Genomic DNA, 22778 nt, shown 5'->3' on the forward strand with positions numbered 1-22778 from the left:
GGCGCACGAATCCCTTCGTGTGCCTATACTTCAAGCACACGAAAGGATTCGTGCGCTAGCATGGGTACCTATATTTTATGTAGAGACGCAATGCATTGCGTCTCTACGTAAGGATTCGCTAGCATGGGCTAGAACAGCATATCTTTACCCCCAATCAAAAAACCAGGAGTAAAGATATATTTAAACAATGAAAGCCTGTTAATTTATTTTTGTGACTGTATCACCATTGTCATCGACAACTAGTGGCTGCCCTTCTACCGGCCTTCCTCCTTTGGCTTTGTTGATCACGTAGGCTGTCCCTGTATTTGGATCGATCTTCACATGGTTTGGATGGGATCCTGTCGGCAGATCCGCCAATACGGCATAGGTTTCTGCATCGATTACCGTTGTCGTGCCTGTCTGTCTATTGGCCGAATAAATACGGTTTTTGACCGGATCATAAGCAATGCCTATTGCACCTGCACCCGTAGCTATACTTTTGAGCAATTCACCATCCGTAGATAGTACCGTTACCGTACCTGATTTTTGATTGGTCACGAACAAGCGTTTTCCATCACTGACGATATTGATTGGAGATTCGCCGCCCGACGGAAAGCTTTTTTCTACCTTACGGGATTTCACATCGATGACAGCAATGCCATTGTCTCCCATATTGGTGACATAGATCTTGTTTCTGTCGTTACCGACAAATGTCAGCCCTGTAGTGGTAGCACCCGTATTTTCGATCAGATGGGAGAACGTATTCGTCTTTCCGTCTATCACCCAGATACTACTTGGCTTGCCCACATCGGTCACATAGATGGTATTACTGTCTTCATCCACCAATACTTCTCTGGTATGGGATTTTTCGCCACCGTGGTTGAAGGTAGCAATCAGTTTTCCAGATTTCAAATCCACGGCACTCACCGAGTTTGTACGTGTATTGCTCGTATAGGCGATTTGCGTTTTATTGTTAATTGCTATACCAAATGGTGGATTTTCTTTCAAAGGGATACTGTCCACCACAGCGAGTGTTGCCAGATCAATTTTATAAAGAGCTCCATTTGGATTATTCCGTGATCCTGCTGCTGTGACATAGATATGATTGTCCTGACTGCTGATGACTGCCTCGTATACGCCTGTGCCTGCTTTACTGGATTTCTCCACTTGCTGCGCGGACACCTGATATGCAGGTACACACAACATGCCTGCCAAAGCAAGAGTCCACATTCCTTGCACTTGGTTCCTTCGATTAAAACTGTTTGTAGCCATAGAAATAAACTTGATTGAGTATGTAAAAAAATATATTTAATAAATATCTTGTTTGCACCACCATGCAAAAAACCGGGCAAAAGCCTTTTGCCAATATAAAGCTCCATGTTTACCTTGTGGATCTATGTCCAAGCAAACGGTAGCCGAACTATTATCCCTAAAAAAATCTACGAACGCTTTCATGTCATCCGCCATTTCACCTGGCCTGCGACTTTTGTCACTACGTTCTTCCTTATCACCTATATAAAAATAATAGTACTGCGGGCTTAGAGACAAAACTTCTCTTGTCGCATCGTCTTGCAGCTTCTCATACAGGCTATGTCCTATCCATAGCGACGGGGAGAATACGCCCAATGTTCCAAATACAGAACTATATTGAACACCAGCATATAATGTCAGTAAGCCTCCCAATGAACTTCCTACCATGGCCGTAGACCGGAATGCCGCACAAGTCCTGAAATGACGGTCGATGTAGGGCTTCAATGTATAGACAATGTCCGCTAGATAAAGATCTCCACGGTAATCAGTTCTCTCTTCAGAAAGCCCTACCTTATACTCAGCCTCACGTTCGCGATAGGTGGGTGCATGCGCAATGCCCACGACGATAGCATTGTTTGGCGACTCATCTATGGTTTCGTCCACCATCCATTCCACAGGCCCTGCACGGCCTACAGATGTGGCCTCGTCAAACAAATGCTGACCATCGTGCATATAAATGACCGGATAATGCTTTTCTGAAACTTCATAATCGGCAGGAAGATAAATCCAGACAGGCCTGTGTACGTCAAGTCGCGGAAAATAGAACCTTTCATCCAATACATGTACCTGCGGGCTAGCGGTAGACCTGGAAAACTTATCTCTCCATGCATCAATCGTGATATACATCTGCATATCTTCAGTGACATCAAAGGTATAGGGAGCCATCAGTCTACCGTGCGGATCACTCTGTAAGGTCGCCCAATCTCCACGCGTAAGTTTAAGTTCCAGATCACCTTCCTCTATATCCGTAAGCTCGATCTGAATACGCTCACCAACCGAAGGAATAACCCCCGCCAAAATTCCATCTGCCGCCCAATTATTAAAATTACCTGCCACATAACAGGGTTCACCTATACAATCAGGGCTGTTGTTGGTGATATCCACCCATACACGATATGTTTTCTTTCGTTCCAAAATCCTAACAGTCGATCACTCGTATTTTATTCAGCTTTCGGCTCGCAATTTAGATAGATTCTAAACAATTAGCAAGAATTATTTATAATTAATCCAGATAAAATTAATTTTGACAAATTCAGACAAACTATTACTTTTGCATCAAAGTTTATTTAAACTTATTCTAAACAAAATGGATAAAGCATTAGTAATAGTCATATCTCTCTTACTGTCAGCAAGCTTTCTTTTTGCCCAACATAAAGAAGTTACCATAAACGGAGTAGTAAAAGACGCTCAAGGGCAACTTATCCCGGGGGCTACGGTTTACCTCAACGGGACATCATGGAGTACGATATCAGACAATAACGGAAAATATGCATTGAAAGTTCCTAACAAACAGTACGAAATACACTGCAATGCGGAAGGCTATCCCCTATTCAAAAAGAATATAAACCTGGCAAACGCGAATATGGTGCTGGACATCCATCTTGAAGCTACCCGAATAAACAGCATTGAGGAAACTGTTGTCGTTGGACGTTCAACCCTTAAAGAAATCAAAGAAAGTGCCTACACAGTGACTGCTTTAGACGCAAAAGCTTTTCACAACACCACAGCAGATATTTCGACATTGATCAATAAAGCCTCCGGTGCACGGATGCGTGAAAGCGGTGGATTAGGTTCAAGAACGAATATCAATCTAAACGGATTCACGGAGAAGCAGGTCAAATTCTTTATCGACGGCGTTCCCGCCGAGATATATGGCAGTACGTTCAGAGCCAATATCATACCTGTCAATTTTGCCGAACGCATAGAAATATATAAAGGTGTGGTACCAGTCAGTCTCGGAGGAGACGCGCTAGGCGGAGCGATCAACATCGTGTCGGATTATTCAAAAAAGAATTTTCTGGACGTTTCATACTCCTATGGCTCTTTTAACACCCACACATCCTTTGTCAATGCCGGCATGACTACGGCAAAAGGCTTTACCTTTAACGTGAATGCCTTCCAAAACTATTCGGACAATAATTATTGGGTCGACGTACCCATAAAAAACCTAAGCACGGGAGAAGTTCCTTCCGAAACAACACGTGTAAGGCGCTTCCACGACAATTATCACAACGAGACCGTGATCATAAAGACAGGTGTGGTCAACAAATCTTATGCAGATGTGTTGCTGGTCGGTATCAATCTGGGCAGTGAACGTGCCGAAGATCAGCACGGCAACGACATGAAAACTGTCTTTGGCCAACGTCACCGCAAGGCAACTACTCTGACACCTTTTCTAACGTACAACAAAAAGAACGTATTGATCGACGGGCTTGATATCCGGCTGGCCGCCAATTACAACCTGGGATATGCACAGTTTATTGACACTGCAAAAGTAGCTTACAATTGGCTTGGGGACTCGGTACGCACTTTGGTTCCGGGAGAATTCAATTATTCTTCGGCCAAATATTATGACAACAATGCCCTGGTTTTATTTTCCGCCGATTACGCCATACATCCGCAACATGCCATTACACTAAGCAATACCGCATCTGTGTTCAATCGGGAAGGCAAGGATCCCTTCGATTACAGCACAGAATCCCACATGCTCGAGGCGACCAAAACCAGCACGAAAAACGCATTAGGATTAGCATACAAATACAGGCACGGTGAAGACCTGAACATCACCTTGTTCGGGAAACATTATTACCAAAAAAGCGAAGGGCCGTACAACACATCCAACGGATCCAATCTGCGTCAGTACGAAATGCACAGCACAGAATTCAACTATTTTGGCTACGGTGGAGCAGCCACCTGGTTCTTGAACAGGTTTCAGTTCAAGGGCTCTGCCGAACGGACCTATAGATTGCCCGAGACCGAGGAAATATTCGGAAACGAGAGCTTCAACGCCGGAAATATTCTGCTCAAGCCCGAAAAGAGTCTAAACTTCAATCTCACTACGGTCTACGACGCGTCCATCAACATCGCCAATCAATTGGAAATAGGGACTTCCCTACTGTCCAGAAAAACGGAAGACTTTATCGTGCGGATGCTGTCCAGCAGCAACGGTACACCGGCCACATACAGCAACCAAGGCCTTGTCCACAATAAAGGAATAGAGTTTGAGACTAAATATTTCTACAAGAACAAGCTGAACGCCGGATTTAATCTCACCTATATGGATCAGATTTTTAAAGATATGTACGAAGAAGGGATGTCCGGCGAAAACATCAGTAAGAAATACAACTCGCGTGTACCCAATATCCCCTACTTCTTCACAGCTGCAAATATAGGCTACAGCTTCCATAGCATTTTTTCCTCCGAGGATAGGATTACCATCAATTACAGCAATACTTACGTCCATTCCTTTCTGCGTGAAATATACAGCAACAGAAACACCGGGAAAGTTCCCACGCAATTCAGTCATAATACCGATATCGGCTACACATTCCTGCAAAACAGGATGCACTTCACCCTCGAATGCTGGAACCTCACAAATGAAGATCTTTATGACAATTTCAGCCTGCAAAAACCCGGCAGATCTTTCCGGGCAAAAATAAGATATAACATCAGTAAATAATTCATCTATTAAAACAAAAAATCAACAATATCATGAAAAAAAACACACTCAAATCATTTTTAGCTGTAGCTTTATTGGCAGCAGCCTTTACTTCGTGTAAAGATGATACTCCACCAGATAATACGATAATCGATGAAGATGCGGAATACTCATACGTAGTTGTTGCACGCTCAGCATCTGCCGAATCCGCTGGAGAAAACACTATCATCCAAACGGACGTCATCACCGAAGGCGAGGTCAGCCTTGAAGACGGCGACACCTACGATGACTATTCTTTTGCACCGTTAGCCTCACAATGGCTCACACCTTCGGATAACGACATCTTGTACAATTTCAACTATGGTGGCAACGGTCCGAATAAGGTTGGTGTATATACACTAAAGACCGACAACAAATTACAACGGAAGACTGGGTTCGACGTGCAATCTGGCGGTGGAACCATTGCCGGAGCCTTCGAGTTATTCGGAAAAAAACTGGTCAATCTGTTCACATTTATTGACACGGATGCGACACCCAAATTATACGTTTCTATCTACGATCCAGCTACTAATACGAGACTTGAAAAATCATTGACACTGGAAAGTATCCTTGGCGAAACACCAACGCAAGTACTGTATTTTGCCGGTATTTCCGAGAAAGATGGTAAATTTTATTCATCAATAGTAGCACATGGTGATGCCACAGCTCCTGCACAAATTGTAGAATTCACCTTGTCGGGTGAAAATATCACTACCAAACTGATCACAGACGACAGAATCGCGTATTCCGGTAGTCGTATGAGATCACTTTATACCGGATTGATGGATACTGATGACGACGGCAACCTGTATGTGTTTTCATCCTCTTTCGAACCCGGTACCGTACAACCTTCCGGAGCATTACGCATCAACAAGGGCAGCAGCACATTTGACAGTGACTATGAGTTCAATATCGATGCGGAAACAGACGGAAAATCCGTTTACAAAGTATGGCACCTGAAAGGCGATCTATTCTTGTTGCAGACCTACACCGGCACAGTCAAAGATCAAGGTACCCCCGATGCCAAAAGACTAGCCATTGCCGATATGAAAAAGAAAACGGTTACGTTCGTCACCGGGCTTCCTGACCCGGGTAAAATTATTAATCTGGGTATCGGCAACTCTATTGCTATTGACGGCACAAAGGCTTATGTCGCTGTCAATACCAGTGACCAAAAGCCATCTGTGTATATCATTGATGGGACTACGGCTACAGCCACAAGAGGCCTGGTCGTAGACGCAGGAAGAGCTATCGCGGTCGCAAAACTGAAAAAGAACAAGTAATCTTTCTGACACCCATAAAATAAACATTCAGATCAGACAGGCTATGGAAAATATACCATAACCTGTCTGCTGCTGTCTAAGTAAAACCTATATGTCGACATATACCCCAAAAATAAAGCCTCGCAATTCAGCAGCAGATACTCTCCCCTATCGCAAGAAGAGTAAACATTGGCTGACCCGTCTGAATGCCTGGTTGCATCTATGGCCCAGTATTGTGTCGGGCATTATCGTAGTATTGGTCTGTCTTACCGGGACGATCATCGTATATGCCGACGAGATCATCGACGTCATGGCAGGTGATGCAAAGTATGTGGAAGCACAACAGCATAGAGTGTCCTCAGAGGCTATGATCGATGCCATAGCGGCAAAAGACACATCCTTGTTCCTTGTGGAATGCTTATTTTACAAGGATCCCGATCGGAGCACACGCTTTCGGGCGTTCAATATGAAGAACCGACATCTGACATTTATCTACGTCAACCCCTACACTGCAGAAGTACTTAAAATCGACGATAAGGCTCATTTTTTCTATGTCACGGCACATTTGCATGCAGACCTTTTGGCCGGTATGCCGGGAAGGATTACGGTTATTATCGCGACCATCATCTTCCTCATCAGTACGATTACAGGCCTCGTGCTATGGTGGCCCAAACGATGGACGAGAAAAACCGTTAAAGACAGTTTTACCGTAAAATGGGCCGCAAAGTTCAAACGACTCAATTATGACCTGCACAATGTCTATGGTTTTTACTCCCTCATACTCTGCTTTGTTCTGGGCTTCTCTGGCTTAATGATTTCGTTTCATTCCTGGATGGACTTTACCGTCAAGCTTGCCGGTGGGGCCACACACGAGGAGATAGAAAAATATGTACCTCCGCATATCGAAGGGAAAAAAGCTGTTGACTTTGTTCCTTTGGCCTATCGGGTATTCGAAGAGTTCCCTAACAAACCACACATTATCATTTGGCCCTATACCATTGATAAGATGGGTGTATACGTCTTTAGGGCAGGTGTAGGCGGACTAAAAAGTATCGAAAACATGGAATTAAGCATTTTTGATAAATATACAGGTGAACCTATCTCCGTAAAAAAGGAATTGGTCATCCATGAAAAAACAGAAAATATCGTATGGCAACTTCACATGGGACAATGGTGGGGCCAGCTTGGCAAGCTTTCCACATTCTTGGCCGGAATCATTGCCACATCGCTACCGATCACAGGTTTTATCATTTGGTGGGGAAAACGTAAAAAGAAACCTAAGCAGAGACAAGTATCTTCCTAGACATGCTTATCTTTGGAAAGCATGAAAAACACTCTTTTTCGATTTAAAGAATTTGAAGTCGACCAGACAGGTTGTGCCATGAAGATCAATACAGACGGTGTACTGCTTGGAGCCATGGCAGACAGTGATGTACCACGGTATATCTTGGATATAGGTACCGGTACGGGCGTCATTGCGATGATGTTGGCACAACGCTTTCCTTCAGCAAGTATTGATGCTGTAGAAATTGACAGCCAAGCAGTGGCAACAGCACAAAAAAACTTTCAACGATCTCCCTTTTTCGATAGACTACAGGTTATTGAAGGTCCGTTCGAGAATATCAAAAGGGAATACCTGTATGACCTGATCATCTCCAACCCTCCCTTTTATACCAACTCTCTACATAATCCCGATGAACGAAAAAAAACAGCCAGACATACGGATCTTACTTTTTTTACGACCATGCTGGCCTTTGCACAGAGAAGTCTACAAACGTCAGGGACGCTCCAACTGATATTGCCGACGGAACTAGCTGCTGAGATTACGGTATCAGCTAAAGATTACGGTCTGCACCTTGCTCACGCTATTTCTATCCGCTCTTTTGAAAACACAGAAGTAATCCGACAGATCATTTCTTTACAAAAAGCCGCAAACAAAATGGAAACCAGAGACAATTTTGTCATTTATGCTGAAAAAGGAGTCTACTCTACAGCATACAGAGATATATTGCAACCCTTTTTTCTGGCATTTTAGATCAGTCACTAAGAAGCTGTTCGCTGGACTACATTTGCTTATGGAGTCAGAGCTCCTTTTTCATTTGTAAAGTCCTTAGACACCCTACGGAAATCTAAGGATAGTGATCCTTGCTCCTTTATCCTTACTCCTTGCTCCTTTACCCTCGTTCCTTTATCTTTGTTCTATGAAAATAGGCCTACTTTCCGACACGCACAGTTATCTCGACGACGCCGTATTTAAACATTTTGACGCCTGTGATGAAGTATGGCACGCCGGTGATTTTGGTGACATCGCCGTTTTCGAACAATTACATGCATTCAAACCTTTCAGAGGAGTGTACGGCAATATCGACCAAAAGGATATCCGTACGGTATGCCCTGAGCACCTGCGTTTTTCCTGTGAAGGAGTAGATGTGTGGATGACCCATATTGGCGGATACCCCGGCAAGTACTCTCCCCAGGTAAAGCATGAAATTTTCACCAACCCTCCCAAGCTATTTATTTGTGGACACTCACATATCCTAAAGGTACAATACGACCCCAAGCTTTCCTTATTGCACCTCAATCCGGGTGCTGCCGGCAAGTACGGCTGGCACACTGTTCGTACACTGATGCGTTTTGACCTCGATCAAGGGAAGATAGAAAACCTGGAAGTCATAGAGTTATCGGGAAGATAAGGAAAAGAGTTCCCCCCAATACACAGCGGATTCTTACAGGAATAGAAAAAAAGGGATCCCTTTTGCGCAAAAAGGGGGCCCTTTTGGAGCGAAAAGCATACCCTTTTGTAAAAAAAGCGTACCCTTTTGTTCCGACATAAACCGCTTTTGCAACAAAAGCATACCCTTTCGGAACAGAAGCATTTCCTTTTGGAACAAAACAGTACACTCTTGTCCCGACATGAGTCACTCTTGCAACAAAAGCATTCCCTTTTGGAACAGAAGCATCTTCTTTTGGAACAGAAGCGTCCCCTTTTGAAGCAAAACAAAACCCTTTTCATCCAAAAGGGTACGCTTTTTCAACAGTAGTACAGCAAAATACAACCAATGCCGAGACATCTCACAGAAGTCTGCATACACAAAAAATCACGTTCATCAATCGATTGCGTAAAAATATTTGGCTTAGTTCCTTTATAATTAGGGAAGCGATAATATATTTTATACTTTTGCCGAAGTATAAACAAAAGTTATGAAATCACTCAAAACACTCGGGCAGTTTATCATCGAAAAACAGGCCGATTTTCCCTATGCCAAAGGGGAATTGTCAAGGCTATTGAGAGACATCGGGATAGCCGCCAAAATCGTCAACAGAGAGATCAATAAAGCAGGGTTAATTGATGATATCCTGGGCAGAACAGGGGATACCAATGTATTTGGTGAAAGCCAAAAGAAACTGGACGTCTATGCAGACGAACAATTTATTGCTGCACTTAAAAGTGGGGGAGAATGCTGTTTTGTCGCTTCCGAAGAACAGGAAGAAGGTATTGAACTGGTCGATAGCGGTATTTCAAAAAACGCCAAGTATATTGTTTGTATAGATCCTTTGGACGGCAGCTCCAATATAGAAGTGAATGTATCGGTAGGTACGATCTTTTCCATTTACAGAAGGAAAAGTGCTGTTGGTGAACAATTGACACAGGAAGATGTCTTGCAGTGCGGATTGGATCAAGTGGCGGCCGGCTATATAATCTATGGTTCGTCCACCATGTTGGTCTATACTACAGGGAAAGGGGTCAACGGCTTTACCTTGGATCCATCCATTGGAGAGTTTTGCCTCTCTCACCCTAATATGAAGATACCGGAAACAGGGCAGATCTATTCGATCAACGAGGGAAATTATTTAAAATTTCCCCAAGGGATCAAAAATTACATCAAATATTGCCAAGAAGTAGATCCGGAGAGCAAAAGACCATACACCTCCAGGTACATCGGTTCTATGGTCGCTGATATACACCGTAACCTATTATTGGGAGGCGTATTCATCTATCCGCAGACAGCCCTACAGCCTAATGGAAAGCTGCGGCTGATGTACGAATGCAATCCCCTCGCCTTTATCATCGAACAGGCTGGAGGAAAGGCTTCCACCGGGACGGAGAGAATCCTTGAAATCATTCCCGAAGAATTACATCAAAGAGTTCCGGCCATTATCGGAAATACAGAAATGGTAGACAAAGTATTGGAATTTATAGCCAATTCAAAGACTATCTCGTACGTCTAACAGAAAAGACTTCAACCGCTCAAGAGAATCAATGACACGTTGGTTCTCTTTTGCTTCTGACTTATTGGACTTCAGATAGTCCCGTGCCCCCTGCAAAGTATAGCCTTTGTCCTTGACCAGATTAAAAATAATCTTTAGGTTGGCAATATCCTCCTGTGTAAAAAGACGGTTGCCCTTCTTATTCTTTTTAGGTTGGAGAATATCAAATTCCCGCTCATAAAAACGAATCTGTGAAGCGTTTACCCCAAACATTTGGGTTACCTCACCCATAGTGTAGTACAACTTATTTATTTCCCGCTCTTTGTAAGGCATGCCTATATCGTATTTTATGTCTTTAACAAACTTAGATAAAATGCTTTGCATTCACCAATTCCTAACGGAAAAAAAATAAAAAATGAGGTATTCTGTTATATATACAAGAAGCTGTGTAAAAAGCAGCGCATTATCCTCTTTTTGTCATCCCGAAAGCATTCGCATTGGCGTCAAGTTAAGGGTATAACCGTTCTTTTATGTCATCACCGAATTGTCGGGGCAAGCCCATGTTAGCGCACGAATCCTTTCGTGTGCTTGTTATTTATAGACACACGAAGGGATTCGTGCGCCAGCGTTAGGCATATAATGCACTGATCTGCAAGTAAGGTGAATACGTACTGGACAGCGTTCGTCCATTTCACCAGCATCGGGAAGAATAGCCCTGCAACGGGAGGCTGTGCGATGGGATGCCCCTGGCTCCGTTTAGATTTTATTGAAGGGTTCGTGCGCAATGGCCCTAGGGAAATAAAACCAAGGGCAGCAGTTGCAGGGCTATTGAGCGTTGGGACTGTGCGACAGGATGCCTTGAAATGGGACAATTGTGCTTGCACAATCATCAACACCAAAAATAAACACGAGTTGATAACCACCTTGGATACTTGGGTGCCTCCAAGTATCTGGCCCGTCTGGCCAAGAAGACGGAGAGGTGGTGGGAGGGAAAATAATACCCGATCGCCCTGGATAATCGCGCCTCTACTTTCACCTTTCCTATTAAATCACTAACTTTGTGTCTTTTAAAAAAATAGAGATAAATACGCACAATGTACAAGGAATATAAGCAGCTGAATCTGTCAGAAATCGGCAAGGAAGTATTGAATCGTTGGGAGCAGGAAAATATCTTTGAAAAAAGTATTTCCAATCGTCCGGCTAGCAAACCGTACACTTTTTACGAGGGACCACCTTCAGCAAACGGTATGCCCGGTATACACCACGTCATGGCCCGTACCATCAAAGACATTTTCTGCCGCTACAAGACCTTGAAAGGATATCGGGTAAAGCGTAAAGGAGGTTGGGATACACACGGTCTTCCCATCGAACTCGCTGTCGAAAAAACCCTGGGTATCACCAAAGAAGATATTGGCGTAAAAATATCCGTCGAAGAATACAACGAAGCCTGTCGCAAGGAAGTCATGAAATACACCGACGTGTGGAATGACCTAACCGAAAAAATGGGCTATTGGGTAGACCTGGAGCATCCGTACATCACCTACCAAAACGAATATATAGAGACGCTATGGTTCTTACTGAAAGACCTGTATAAAAAAGGGTTACTGTACAAAGGCTATACCATCCAACCCTACTCTCCAGCTGCCGGCACGGGGCTAAGTTCGCATGAGCTCAACCAACCCGGCACGTACAAAGACGTCAAGGATACCACTATCGTCGCCGAATTTCGCCTCGACAAGACCCAGATACATCCTATGATGGATACCTTGGTCGAAAATCAGGACGAAGATGTGGCCTTTATCGCCTGGACCACCACGCCATGGACATTGCCCGGCAACTCGGCATTGGCTGTAGGCAAGAACATTGACTACGTCAAGATCAAAACATTCAATCAATATACAGGCAAACCTGTTTCTGTTATACTCGCAAAAAATCTGATCGCCAAACATTTCAAATCTGAAGGAGAAAATGCTTCCTTTCAGGACTACAAACTTGGTGACAAGACCATCCCTTGGGAAAAAGCCACAGAATTCAAAGGTGCCGAATTGGTCGACTTGCGTTACCTCCAGCTGTTACCCTACATCACATCTGAAGAGCTTTTGGAAAAAGCTTTTCGAGTGATTCCTGGTGATTTCGTGACCACCGAAGACGGTACAGGTATCGTACATATCTCTCCTACGTATGGTGCGGATGACTTTCGGGTAGCCAAAGAAAATGGTGTACCAGCGATTTTGGTCAAAGATGAAAACGGCAAGGACGTTCCGACCGTAGATCGTACCGGACGCTTTGTCAAAGAAATTACGGAATTTGCCGGACGTTTTGTCAAAGAAGAATATTATACGACCGAAGAACGTGCAGATAAAGATTTTCGCCCAACAGATGTCTTGATCGCCATCAAACTGAAGGAAGAAAACAAAGCTTTTGATGTCAAAAAGTACGAACACAGCTACCCACATTGCTGGCGTACCGACAAGCCTGTCCTCTACTATCCATTGGACAGTTGGTTTATCAAAACGACTGCCGTCAAAGATGAGTTGGTCGCACTGAACAAGACCATCAACTGGAAACCCGAAGCCACAGGAACCGGACGGTTTGGAAACTGGCTGGAAAACCTGGTGGATTGGAACCTGTCCCGTTCGAGGTATTGGGGGACTCCCCTACCGATCTGGCGTACAGAAGATGAAAACGAGGAAATTTGTATCGGATCGATGCCCGAACTGAAATCCTATTTGGAGGCCTCTCTGCAATCCGATGTACTTTCGGAAGAGGAAAAAGCTATCAACAAAGCATATTTGGACAAATTCGGCACGGATCAGCTTGATCTGCACCGTCCTTACGTAGATCATATCGTCCTGGTTTCTGAAGGAGGACAGAAGATGTTCCGGGAGCCTGATTTGATCGACGTATGGTTTGATTCCGGTGCGATGCCCTACGCCCAGTGGGGACTCGATTATGCCAAATTACAAAACGGCGAGGCATTGCCTTTCAAAGACGAATACAACCACGCTTTTCCGGCAGACTTTATTGCCGAAGGCGTAGACCAAACACGGGGATGGTTCTTCACGCTCCATGCCATTTCGACCATGTTCCGGGGATCAGTAGCGTTTAAAAATGTGGTCTCCAACGGTTTGGTACTGGACAAGAACGGCAACAAAATGTCAAAACGGCTGGGCAATGCGGTAGATCCGTTTGTCACTATCGACAAATATAGCGCCGATGCGACCCGTTGGTACATGATCAGCAACGCCTCGCCTTGGGACAATCTCAAATTCAACGAAGAAGGTTTGGATGAAGTACGCCGCAAATTCTTTGGTACATTGTACAATACCTACGCGTTCTTCGCGCTGTACGCCAATATCGACAAGTTCAGCTATACCGAACCCGAAATTGCCATAGCAAAAAGGCCTGAAATCGACCGTTGGATCATTTCGTTGCTGAACAGCTTGAGCCAAGAAGTAGATGCATACTATGCGGATTACGAACCAACCAAAGCTGCACGGGCCATACAAACCTTTGTGGACGAGCATTTGAGCAATTGGTACGTGCGTCTATGCCGTCGTCGTTTTTGGAAAGGCGACTATACCGAAGATAAAGTTTCGGCCTACCAAACGTTATACACCTGTCTGGACACCATCGCTAAATTGATGGCTCCAATATCCCCTTTCTTTGCCGATCAGTTGTTTTTGGACCTAAACGCTGTGACCAAAAAAGAAAATACCGAGTCTGTACATTTGACGGACTACCCAACCTATCATGCAGAGTTGGTCGACAAGGAATTGGAAGAAAGAATGGCTTTGGCACAGGACATTTCTTCCTTGACATTGTCTTTACGCAAGAAAACAGGCATCAATGTACGTCAACCTTTAAGCAAAATATTGCTCCCCGTATTGGACAGTGCTTTTCAAGCAAAGGTCGAAAAAGTCAAAGATCTGATCTTGTCTGAAACCAATATCAAATCGATCGAATTCATTACAGATACTACCGGCATCATCAAAAAGAAAATAAAACCAAACTTTAAGGTTCTGGGCGCTAAGGTGGGCAAGGATATGAAGTTGGTCACAGCAGCTATACAATCCCTAGGTGCAGAAAGTATTGCTCAACTGGAAAAAGAAGGAAACCTCCCGTTGGAGGGCACACCTTATACCCTCGCAAGTGAAGATGTGGAGATCATTGCGGAGGATGTAGCCGGATGGCAAGTGGCAAATCTGGGCAATCTGACGGTCGCGTTGGATATACAGATCACCGAAGAATTGAAAAACGAAGGGATAGCCCGAGAATTGATCAATAGAGTGCAAAATCTACGAAAAGAAAAGGGATTTGAGGTAACGGATCGCATCAATGTGAGACTAAGCCAAAATGTTGAAATAGAAAAAGCTGCCCAAAATAATTTATCGTATATTTGCACCGAAATTTTGGCTAATTCATTTATCTTCGACAGTCATTTGTCTTCGACAGACAACATCGAAATTAATGAACAAAAACTAGAGGTATTAATCGAAAAAAATTAGATTATGGCAGAGAATACAGAAAAAACGCGTTACAGTGATTCTGAATTATTGGAATTCAAAGCGATTATCTTAGAAAAATTGAGGATAGCCCGAGAAGAGCTTTCAGCATTGACCAAGATATTGAGCAATAGCAACGCAAATGGAACGGATGATACCGCTGGTACATTCAAGACGTTGGAAGATGGGTCTGCGACACTGGAAAAAGAGCAAACCAATCAATTGGCTGCACGTCAGAAAAAATTCATCGATAACCTGGAAGCAGCTTTGGTACGTATTGAAAACAAGACATATGGTATCTGCCGCGAAACCGGTAAACTGATCCAAAAGGAACGTTTGAAAGCTGTACCACACACGACATTGAGTATAGAAGCTAAGAATAAGCAGTATTAGAGTGGAGAGTGGAGAATGGAAAGTGGAGAGTCATTTTCAACTATCAACTATCAACTATCAACTATCAACTGTCAACTGTCAACTGTCAACTAATCTTCAATGAAAGGCTACACTAGACCAATTTCGCTTATTGCAATCGTCTTATTGATCGATCAACTTTCTAAGTTTTGGGTCAAGCTCAACATGACAATAGGTCAGGATTTCAAGGTCTTGGGCAACAAGTTCCTGATTCATTTTATCGAAAATCCCGGAATGGCCTATGGCATCGAATTCGGTGGCGAATATGGCAAATTGTTTCTCAGTGTATTTCGTATCATTGCTGTCATCGGTATAGGCTATGGCTTACACTACATGGTCAAGAATAAATACAACCGTGGATTTATCTTGAATGTAGCCTTGATATTTGCTGGAGCTTTGGGCAATATTATTGACAGTGTTTTTTACGGCATGATATTCAGCGAGAGCACATTCTATGAAAAAGCGGTCTTATTCCCCGAAGGTGGGGGGTATGCATCGTTTCTACATGGAAAAGTCGTAGATATGCTTTACTTTCCGTTGATCGAAGGCACATTCCCTTCTTGGTTCCCGATCTGGGGAGGAGAGGATTTTCTATTCTTCCGCCCTGTTTTTAATATAGCCGATTCGGCTATATCCATCGGAGTCTTTCTGATTTTGATCTTCCAAAAGAGATATTTCAAAGAAGAGCACAAAGAAGAAGAAAGCGTACACAGCGAGATATTGGAGGATTAGTTTTTCAACTTTGCCAAAGTTCAGAACTTTGGCCCTACGCTGGCGCGCGAATCCTTTCGCGTGCCGATAAACAAGCACACGAAAGGATTCGTGCGCTAGCATGGACAGAAAGCAATATAGAACATACACATGAAAAGCAAACCCGCCAAAGAATCCTACACCGAAATGAACGAGCTCGTGTTGCCCAATGATACCAATACATTTGGCAATCTGATGGGTGGACGCCTCTTGTATTGGATGGACATCTGTGCCGCAATGGCGGCTCAAAAGCATTGCAACAACGTGGTTGTCACCGCATCGGTAGACAATGTTTCGTTCAAACGTTCGATCCGATTGGGTGAGGTCGTAACCATACAGGCACAGGTCACGCGGGCATTCAACACATCGGTAGAGGTTCGTATGGAAATCTTTGCACAGAATCTTCCCGAAGGCACCAAGGTCAAGTCCAACGAAGCCTATTATACTTTTGTGGCCTTGGACGAAGCCAACAGACCTATAGCTGTCCCTGCATTAGTCCCCGAAACGGAAAAAGAAAAACTCCTCTACAACGAGGCTTTGCAGAGGAGGGAGCTACGTCTACTGTTGGCCGGAAAACTTACTGTGGATCAAACAACCGAAATCAAGTCCTTGGTCAACCTGTTCCATCACAAAGGCTAGTATAAAAAAGCCTATAAGGTTTTGATCATTAAAATTTTTGACGTTTTTATATTATAAATATATATCGCTCATACATTTTCATTTTACCTCGTCAAATGTGCCGTGGTAGACTTTCACTCCGCCAGTTTGATCCCGATAATTGACCTCTAATTTACCATCCACCAGCACCATTATTTCGCTGTCTGTATTTGCACCGGATACCGATTTCACCCAAGCGGCTATGTTGCCCACGTTCACGTAGGATTCTGTCCTTTGGGTGATACCCGATGCTAGTGCGCTTACTTCCACTTTATTGTCGCCGGCAAACCGGTACCAGAAATTCTCGTGTAGCACTGTGCCGTCTTTCCTGTAATATTTACCTTTAAAAGTTTTGCCGGCCAATTGGTTTACCGTCGATTTTTGGATGAGCGTGGTATCGGAAAATGTGAAGTGAGGATTCTGTACATCGGTAATCCGGCGGTTCGCGAAGGTGAATGTATACGAAAAACCACCCAAAGGATCAGTCACAATGGTATTGCCGCCGACAACCGTATAATCTGCTTCAGAAGTAGCTAAGTATGACGAATAAGTCCGTATGCGTTTCCCTGGCAGAAAATCAAATAAATAGATATAATTACTGGAATAACAATCCGGGCAGGTATACTTTGTGAAAATCATATAGCCCTCGGGGTTGTTGATGTCAAAACCGGTTTCTTCTTCCGACGGATCGTCTTTTTTGCAAGCGCTCAAAGCAAGGATGGCAAGTAGGAATGGAAATATTTTTGTTTTCATGACTGTTGTTTTTGTTTTCATGACTTAATATTATTTTTTAGACAGAAACCTGTAAGGACTTTAAAACCCTATAAGTTTCGTTACGGCAACCACTTGACTAACTGACCATGCAGCTCATCCGTCCAGGACTTGCCACAGTGCGTATTACAGCTATCATCGGTCACGCCGTCGCTTTTGGCTTTTATGGGTGAGGCTGCCGGTATCTTGTCGTATAACTCTTTTCCAGAGAAAGCATTGATATTATCGCCCTCGTTATTGCCAGCACAGTTGATGGCATAAATGGGTATCTTGAATTTGGAGGCCTTATCGGCATCCGTACTACCGCAGGCACCCAGTAGACCTTTGCAATAACTCAAATCATTGTAATAAGCAATAGCTGTATAAAGGATGAATGTAGCATACGAGTAGCCACCCACAACGGATTTGTCTTTATCCACACCGTATTTTTCGGAAAGTGCGCTGATACATACGTCATAATCTTGTCCCATCATTTCGGCACTCTTATTCCAATCGGCTGTACCGGGGCCTTTGCGGTATTGCACGATTGCCGCTACATAGCCATTTTCAGCGGCTTTTTGGCACAAAGCATTTTCACTGCTGCCGTCCATGCTACCAGATGTAGGATTGTTTTCATTATTGCCGCTGCCCATGACCAATATGCCTTTATAGCTGTCCCGCCCTTTTTGTACATATACTTTGTACGTGATCCCATTGTCGGTCCGGGTACTACGTTCTATGTCGCCCGGCAATAGCGTGCTGTCGTCGGGATTCTTCTTACAGCCCAACATGAGAAACAGGAGAACCAATCCTGTGATAATTGTCCGAAGTGTTGTTTTAGTTTTCATAGTCAACATGTTTTAGTTTTAAGCAGGAAGATGTGATTATCACTGTAGTTTTTTAATACTATTGCTAAATGTTTTCATGATATTCATTTTTAACTTTTTGTCTAAAGTTGAACTCCAACCTTTGTCCCTTTGTCTTTGCACCTTAATCCAAATCTACCTGTACTTTTTTTTGCTTTTTTAAGCAATGCGCCAAGGCTTCGTTTGAATGTGTGAACAGGGCATTTGAATGAGTGAATGATAGCATGGCATTGATTTTTTTACCTAACTTTACGCTATCATCATGACCAACAGCTTGTAACATGAAAAAATACAGCAGTTTCATTACCCTATACTTTATGGTATTCACTTTGTTGGTGACACCTGCGTTGGGACAAATAAATATCGACTCGGCTATGCTTAAACTTAAGACCGCGGACGCAGACACCAACAAGGTAAAGTTGTTGTATGATCTCGGTTTGCATTACCTGCCAATAGAGCCCCAAAAAGCAGCAGGCTATCTGGACGAGGCCATTCATCTGGCAGAAAAAATAAACTGGCAAAAAGGTTTGAGCCAATCATACATTACACGTGGAGAGGTTTATAACGAAAGCGGAAAACATGACGAAGCATTGAAATGTTACGACAAAGCTCTTGAGATTGCCAATAAAACAAAAAACAAACTACTCATTGCAAGAACATTAAACAACATTGGCACAGTACACTCACAAAAAACGGACTATGTAAAAGCTACTGAATTTTATTTGCGTACCATAAAGTTGGCAGAGGAAATTGATAACAAAAATCTGCTTGCAACCGGACTGCTCAACCTCGGTATCATTAGCCAAAAACAAAACGATTTTAAAAAATCCCATGATTATAAACTGAAAGCATTACGGATTTATGAACAGGAAAAAAACCAAGACAAAATAGCACAAACTTTAAACGGCATAGGGCTAAATTATCAGCAGGAAGGAAAGACAGACGAAGCAAAAAAATATTTTTACCAGGCCTTACATATCTACGAAAAGGAAAACAACAAAACCGGTATCGCTATTTTGTATTCACAAATCGCCGTACTCTACGAGCCTGACTACCAGAAAATAATCAGTTTACAACTAAAATCAAAAGAAATATGGGATGAGATCAATCCTACACATTACAATGCTATGGTCAATCTGGGGAATCTGGGATATACTTACCTCATGTTGGCCTCTTCCAATAAAAACGAAAAAAACAGTAACCTACAAAAAGCCGAACACACTGTAAAGGAAGCCATACAATTAGCCAAAACAATTAAGAACAAAGAATTCGAAAGTCATTTTACCGGAATATTGGCAGAGGTCCAGGAACACCAAGGTGATTTTAAAAATGCCTATCTCAATTTCAGAAAATACCACGAATCAAACGACTCTATCTATTCGCAGGAAGTAAAAAACAAAGTCAGCAATATACAAAGCGAAAGGGAGATTTCCTTACGCGACCAGCAGATTGCCGTCGAAAAACTGAAAATGAAACAGTTGTGGCTGTATGGCATTATCTCTATTGTCATATTGATTGGTGTTTTCATGTATTTGCTGAACAGATACCGGCTGAAACAGCTTAGGTTAAAAAATGAAATGGAACGAAAAGAAGCCGAAATGACTAAAGAAGCTCTCCTTATTCAAAATAGAATTACTGAAAGCGAGCTTAAAGCCATCCGCTCACAGATGAATCCACACTTTATCTTCAATGTATTCAATTCCATCGAAGCTTATATCGTGGCACAGGATACAGACAAGGCCAGTGATCTGATCCGCAAATTTGCCCGACTTAGCCGAATGATCCTTGAAAATTCTACACAGCATCTTGCGATAGCTTCACGCGAATGGACCATCAACCAACTCTATACAGAAATCGAACATGCCCGTTTCGACGAAAGCTTTACTTACGATTTTACGGTAGAAGGTGATCTTGATATGGATGAAATACTCCTACCCCCCATGATGATCCAACCGCTTATCGAGAATGCGATTCACCATGGCATCAGACATACCGGACAGGTATCTCCCTATCTATCGGTCACGATCAAAAAGCAACTCAATCAAATACAGATAATTGTGCAGGACAATGGAAAAGGATTGTATAACCCAGGCCAAAAAATTCCTGTACCTGTGTATAAGAAGAAATCTTTTGGCTTATCGTCCATCAAAGAACGCATTGATATACTTAATCAGTCGGATTATGAGAGTGTCGCAAAGTTTGAGCTGATTGATCTTTCTATACAAGGCCAAAAAGGTGCCCTGGCCGTACTTTCACTGCCTTTGATCTATGTAAATGAGGTAGTGGGATAAATTTTGGAAAGAAGTTTACGAAGCAAACAATCTCTCCAATAACTGGATTTTTTTCATGGGAGACACCTCGATTTCTGCTCCATCGAGTAGTTCGAGCGTACCGCCGTCACCTTTTCGGTATTTGATCACATAATCCAGATTGACAATGACACTACGGTTTACCCGCATGAAGGTAGATCCCTCCAGTTGCTGTTCAAATTCTTTTAAGGTCTTGGATACAATTATTTTCGAGAGGTTCATGACATAGAACACACTGTAATTGCTCATGGCTTCGACACGGAGTATTTCGTCTTTTTTGATCAGATGTATACCTTCTGCAGTAGGTAAAGCAATACGTTGCGAAGAAGCCCCCACCGCTGGCAATTCACTAAGTGCCAGTTTTGCTTTTGCAGAAACACGCTTTTCGAGTTTATCCAAAGCCTTAGCGAGTTCTTCTGGATCGACAGGTTTGAGCAGGTAATCTAGCGCATCTGCTCGCAAAGCATCCAATGTGTACATATTGTAAGCTGTCACAAAAATAACCTCAAAATCAAACTGCCCCAACTGTTCCAGAAACTGAAACCCATTCATCAATGGCATCTCCACATCAAGAAACAGCACATCAACCGTATAATCACGAATATGTTTAAGGGCTTCCTGCGGATCGTTAAATATCGCTTCCACACACACCCTATCCGAAAAATTCTTGAGTTTGTGCTGTAAAAGCGTACTACCTTTTACCTCATCATCCAATATTATTGCCCTAATCATAATCCGATTATTAATGCTCATCTATATCTTTTGCAATACTTTTAATAAAAGATTGATATAAAGCTAAATATTCTATTCAGTATTTTATACTAAAAATGAGCAAGCAAGGCTTTTTACCGTGTGAAATGGGTGTGTAGGATAGGGAAAGCAAAAGGAACGAACAGAGCTCTTCCAGGGTTTTGAGCCAAAGCTGTAAAAAGCTTTGGAAAAGTCAGCTATAATTACCGTACACCGACGATCCTTTTGTGTGTTCTTATCATCCAAATCACTCTGTCTGTTGGAATATGAAGCTGACGTCGCCATAGTATAGTCCCGAATGCGTCTCAGTTGGAAAAGTTTGGGTAGCTATTCGTAGATAGAAAACACCGTCTATGGTTAAATTACCTATCGCAACAGGATAAGAAACAAGTCCAACATCCGTTCTGTAACGTTCGTAACGATCATTAGTATTAAACGAAATGAGGTATTGTACATCTTTTGCCAATTCCAACGGATCTATATTTACTTTTTTCTCCACTCCAGCTTCAAGATCGGCAACATGAATAGTCCTGAGCACAGACCGATCTGACACCTTCCAGATCGTCACTCTTGCATTGGCAACGTTATTCGGTATTCGTAAGGTAATCGCATTGATTCTTCCTTTTACTTTCGGGGTGAATGTAATACCTTGTTCATAATTATTGATATCGACAGTAGTTATCTCTTCTTGGTCAAAACCCGTAGCGATAAGGTAAGCCGCCAACGGATTTTCTTCGGGATATTTTTTCGTTTCATCTGTGCCGTCTTTCTTGCATCCAGAAACAGCAGCTATTGCAAGGAGCAGTAGTAAGACTTTTGTTTTCATTGTTCTTATTTTTAGATTAAAACATATTATTCTGTCTGCTGGAATACGAAGCTGACGTCACCCCAATAAACATTATTTAACATTGTAATAGTTGGGAAAGCTTGAGTTTGCCCACCGATGTAATGAGCACTAAGCACAGATATGTTTCCTGCATCTATCGGATAAGATGCTTCGGAGAAACCTGTTCTATGACGTGAATAGGTATCATTTCCATTAAAACTGATAATGTATGTTTCTGTAGGTACGATATCCAATGGGTCGATATCATGCCGTGCCTCTGTATGGGCAATTACGCTCTGGACGGTAATGGTTCTGATAACTGCTTTGGTATCGGCATTCCAGATCGTAACCCTTACATTAGACTCATTATCGGGTATTTTTAGTGTAACCGCGTTTATTTTGCCCTTTACTTTTGGTTTGAATTTTAATCCTTGTTCAACGTATGCATCATTGATGAAATTGGTCACCTCTTGGTCAAATCCGGATTTTTCCAGAT

At 42.9% G+C, this 22778-nt stretch carries 20 protein-coding genes; 11 read left to right on the forward strand and 9 right to left on the reverse strand.

Going from position 1 to position 22778, the window contains the following annotated elements:
• Positions 1-198 precede the first annotated feature (198 nt).
• Both G5B00_RS13445 and G5B00_RS13450 read right to left on the reverse strand, forming a co-directional pair.
• Positions 199-1251: a YncE family protein gene (locus G5B00_RS13445; RefSeq protein WP_163876297.1), complete on the reverse strand. Its 1053-nt coding sequence runs from the start codon at positions 1249-1251 to the stop codon at positions 199-201.
• Positions 1252-1287: 36 nt separating this feature from the next.
• On the reverse strand, positions 1288-2424 hold the full coding sequence (locus G5B00_RS13450; protein ID WP_163876300.1) for an alpha/beta hydrolase: 1137 nt from the start codon (positions 2422-2424) through the stop codon (positions 1288-1290).
• 172 nt (positions 2425-2596) lie between these two features.
• Between G5B00_RS13450 and G5B00_RS13455 the strand changes: the two genes are divergently transcribed.
• The 6 genes from G5B00_RS13455 to fbp all read left to right on the forward strand — a co-directional run bounded on the left by G5B00_RS13455 (position 2597) and on the right by fbp (position 10479).
• A complete protein-coding gene (locus G5B00_RS13455) occupies positions 2597-4969 on the forward strand; it encodes a TonB-dependent receptor (protein WP_163876303.1) in 2373 nt (790 codons plus the stop codon).
• 32 nt (positions 4970-5001) lie between these two features.
• Positions 5002-6270: a DUF4374 domain-containing protein gene (locus tag G5B00_RS13460; protein ID WP_163876305.1), complete on the forward strand. Its 1269-nt coding sequence runs from the start codon at positions 5002-5004 to the stop codon at positions 6268-6270.
• A gap of 91 nt (positions 6271-6361) precedes the next feature.
• Positions 6362-7552 (forward strand): PepSY-associated TM helix domain-containing protein, encoded by a 1191-nt coding sequence (locus G5B00_RS13465; protein WP_163876307.1) that lies wholly within the window; start codon positions 6362-6364, stop codon positions 7550-7552.
• A gap of 21 nt (positions 7553-7573) precedes the next feature.
• Entirely contained in the window at positions 7574-8284 is a 711-nt protein-coding gene (locus G5B00_RS13470; RefSeq protein WP_163876309.1) for a tRNA1(Val) (adenine(37)-N6)-methyltransferase, read from the forward strand.
• Between the two features lie 166 nt (positions 8285-8450).
• On the forward strand, positions 8451-8942 hold the full coding sequence (locus G5B00_RS13475) for a metallophosphoesterase family protein (protein WP_163876311.1): 492 nt from the start codon (positions 8451-8453) through the stop codon (positions 8940-8942).
• 508 nt (positions 8943-9450) lie between these two features.
• Entirely contained in the window at positions 9451-10479 is a 1029-nt protein-coding gene (gene fbp / locus G5B00_RS13480; protein WP_163876313.1) for a class 1 fructose-bisphosphatase, read from the forward strand.
• On the opposite strand, the gene G5B00_RS13485 is transcribed toward fbp, so the two are convergent.
• Positions 10456-10791 (reverse strand): MerR family transcriptional regulator, encoded by a 336-nt coding sequence (locus G5B00_RS13485; RefSeq protein WP_163876315.1) that lies wholly within the window; start codon positions 10789-10791, stop codon positions 10456-10458. The two genes, fbp and G5B00_RS13485, sit on opposite strands and share 24 nt — an antisense overlap.
• A 761-nt stretch (positions 10792-11552) precedes the next feature.
• Here G5B00_RS13485 and ileS point away from each other — a divergent pair.
• The 4 genes from ileS (at position 11553) to G5B00_RS13505 (ending at position 16763) form a co-directional block, all read left to right on the forward strand.
• The gene (gene ileS / locus G5B00_RS13490) at positions 11553-14966 is read left to right on the forward strand and encodes an isoleucine--tRNA ligase (protein WP_163876317.1); all 3414 of its coding nucleotides are present in this window, start codon (positions 11553-11555) and stop codon (positions 14964-14966) included.
• 3 nt (positions 14967-14969) lie between these two features.
• Positions 14970-15356, forward strand: a complete 387-nt coding sequence (locus tag G5B00_RS13495) for a TraR/DksA family transcriptional regulator (protein WP_163876319.1) — start codon at positions 14970-14972, stop codon at positions 15354-15356.
• Positions 15357-15455: 99 nt separating this feature from the next.
• Positions 15456-16106 carry a lipoprotein signal peptidase gene (locus tag G5B00_RS13500; RefSeq protein ID WP_163876321.1) on the forward strand — a complete coding sequence of 217 codons (651 nt, stop codon included), beginning with the start codon at positions 15456-15458 and terminating at the stop codon, positions 16104-16106.
• A 129-nt stretch (positions 16107-16235) separates the two neighbouring features.
• Positions 16236-16763 carry an acyl-CoA thioesterase gene (locus G5B00_RS13505; protein ID WP_163876323.1) on the forward strand — a complete coding sequence of 176 codons (528 nt, stop codon included), beginning with the start codon at positions 16236-16238 and terminating at the stop codon, positions 16761-16763.
• A 78-nt stretch (positions 16764-16841) separates the two neighbouring features.
• On the opposite strand, the gene G5B00_RS13510 is transcribed toward G5B00_RS13505, so the two are convergent.
• From G5B00_RS13510 to G5B00_RS13520, 3 genes are all read right to left on the reverse strand, one after another.
• A complete protein-coding gene (locus G5B00_RS13510; RefSeq protein ID WP_163876325.1) occupies positions 16842-17534 on the reverse strand; it encodes a hypothetical protein in 693 nt (230 codons plus the stop codon).
• A gap of 80 nt (positions 17535-17614) precedes the next feature.
• Positions 17615-18379 (reverse strand): hypothetical protein, encoded by a 765-nt coding sequence (locus G5B00_RS13515; protein WP_240894489.1) that lies wholly within the window; start codon positions 18377-18379, stop codon positions 17615-17617.
• Positions 18380-18521: 142 nt separating this feature from the next.
• The gene (locus G5B00_RS13520) at positions 18522-18680 is read right to left on the reverse strand and encodes a hypothetical protein (protein WP_205966422.1); all 159 of its coding nucleotides are present in this window, start codon (positions 18678-18680) and stop codon (positions 18522-18524) included.
• Here G5B00_RS13520 and G5B00_RS13525 point away from each other — a divergent pair.
• Positions 18679-20688 (forward strand): tetratricopeptide repeat protein, encoded by a 2010-nt coding sequence (locus G5B00_RS13525; protein ID WP_163876329.1) that lies wholly within the window; start codon positions 18679-18681, stop codon positions 20686-20688. The genes G5B00_RS13520 and G5B00_RS13525 overlap by 2 nt on opposite strands.
• 15 nt (positions 20689-20703) lie before the next feature.
• Here G5B00_RS13525 and G5B00_RS13530 read toward each other — a convergent pair whose 3' ends face one another.
• From G5B00_RS13530 to G5B00_RS13540, 3 genes are all read right to left on the reverse strand, one after another.
• Complete coding sequence (locus G5B00_RS13530; RefSeq protein ID WP_163876331.1) at positions 20704-21438, reverse strand: LytR/AlgR family response regulator transcription factor; 735 nt, start codon at positions 21436-21438, stop codon at positions 20704-20706.
• 265 nt (positions 21439-21703) lie between these two features.
• Entirely contained in the window at positions 21704-22282 is a 579-nt protein-coding gene (locus tag G5B00_RS13535; protein WP_163876334.1) for a DUF4082 domain-containing protein, read from the reverse strand.
• Between the two features lie 26 nt (positions 22283-22308).
• The coding region (locus G5B00_RS13540) for a DUF4082 domain-containing protein (protein WP_163876337.1) at positions 22309-22778 on the reverse strand (470 nt) is incomplete at its 5' end.

The sequence above is a fragment of the Parapedobacter sp. SGR-10 genome, assembly GCF_011030405.1.
In the GTDB taxonomy this organism is placed as follows: domain Bacteria; phylum Bacteroidota; class Bacteroidia; order Sphingobacteriales; family Sphingobacteriaceae; genus Sphingobacterium.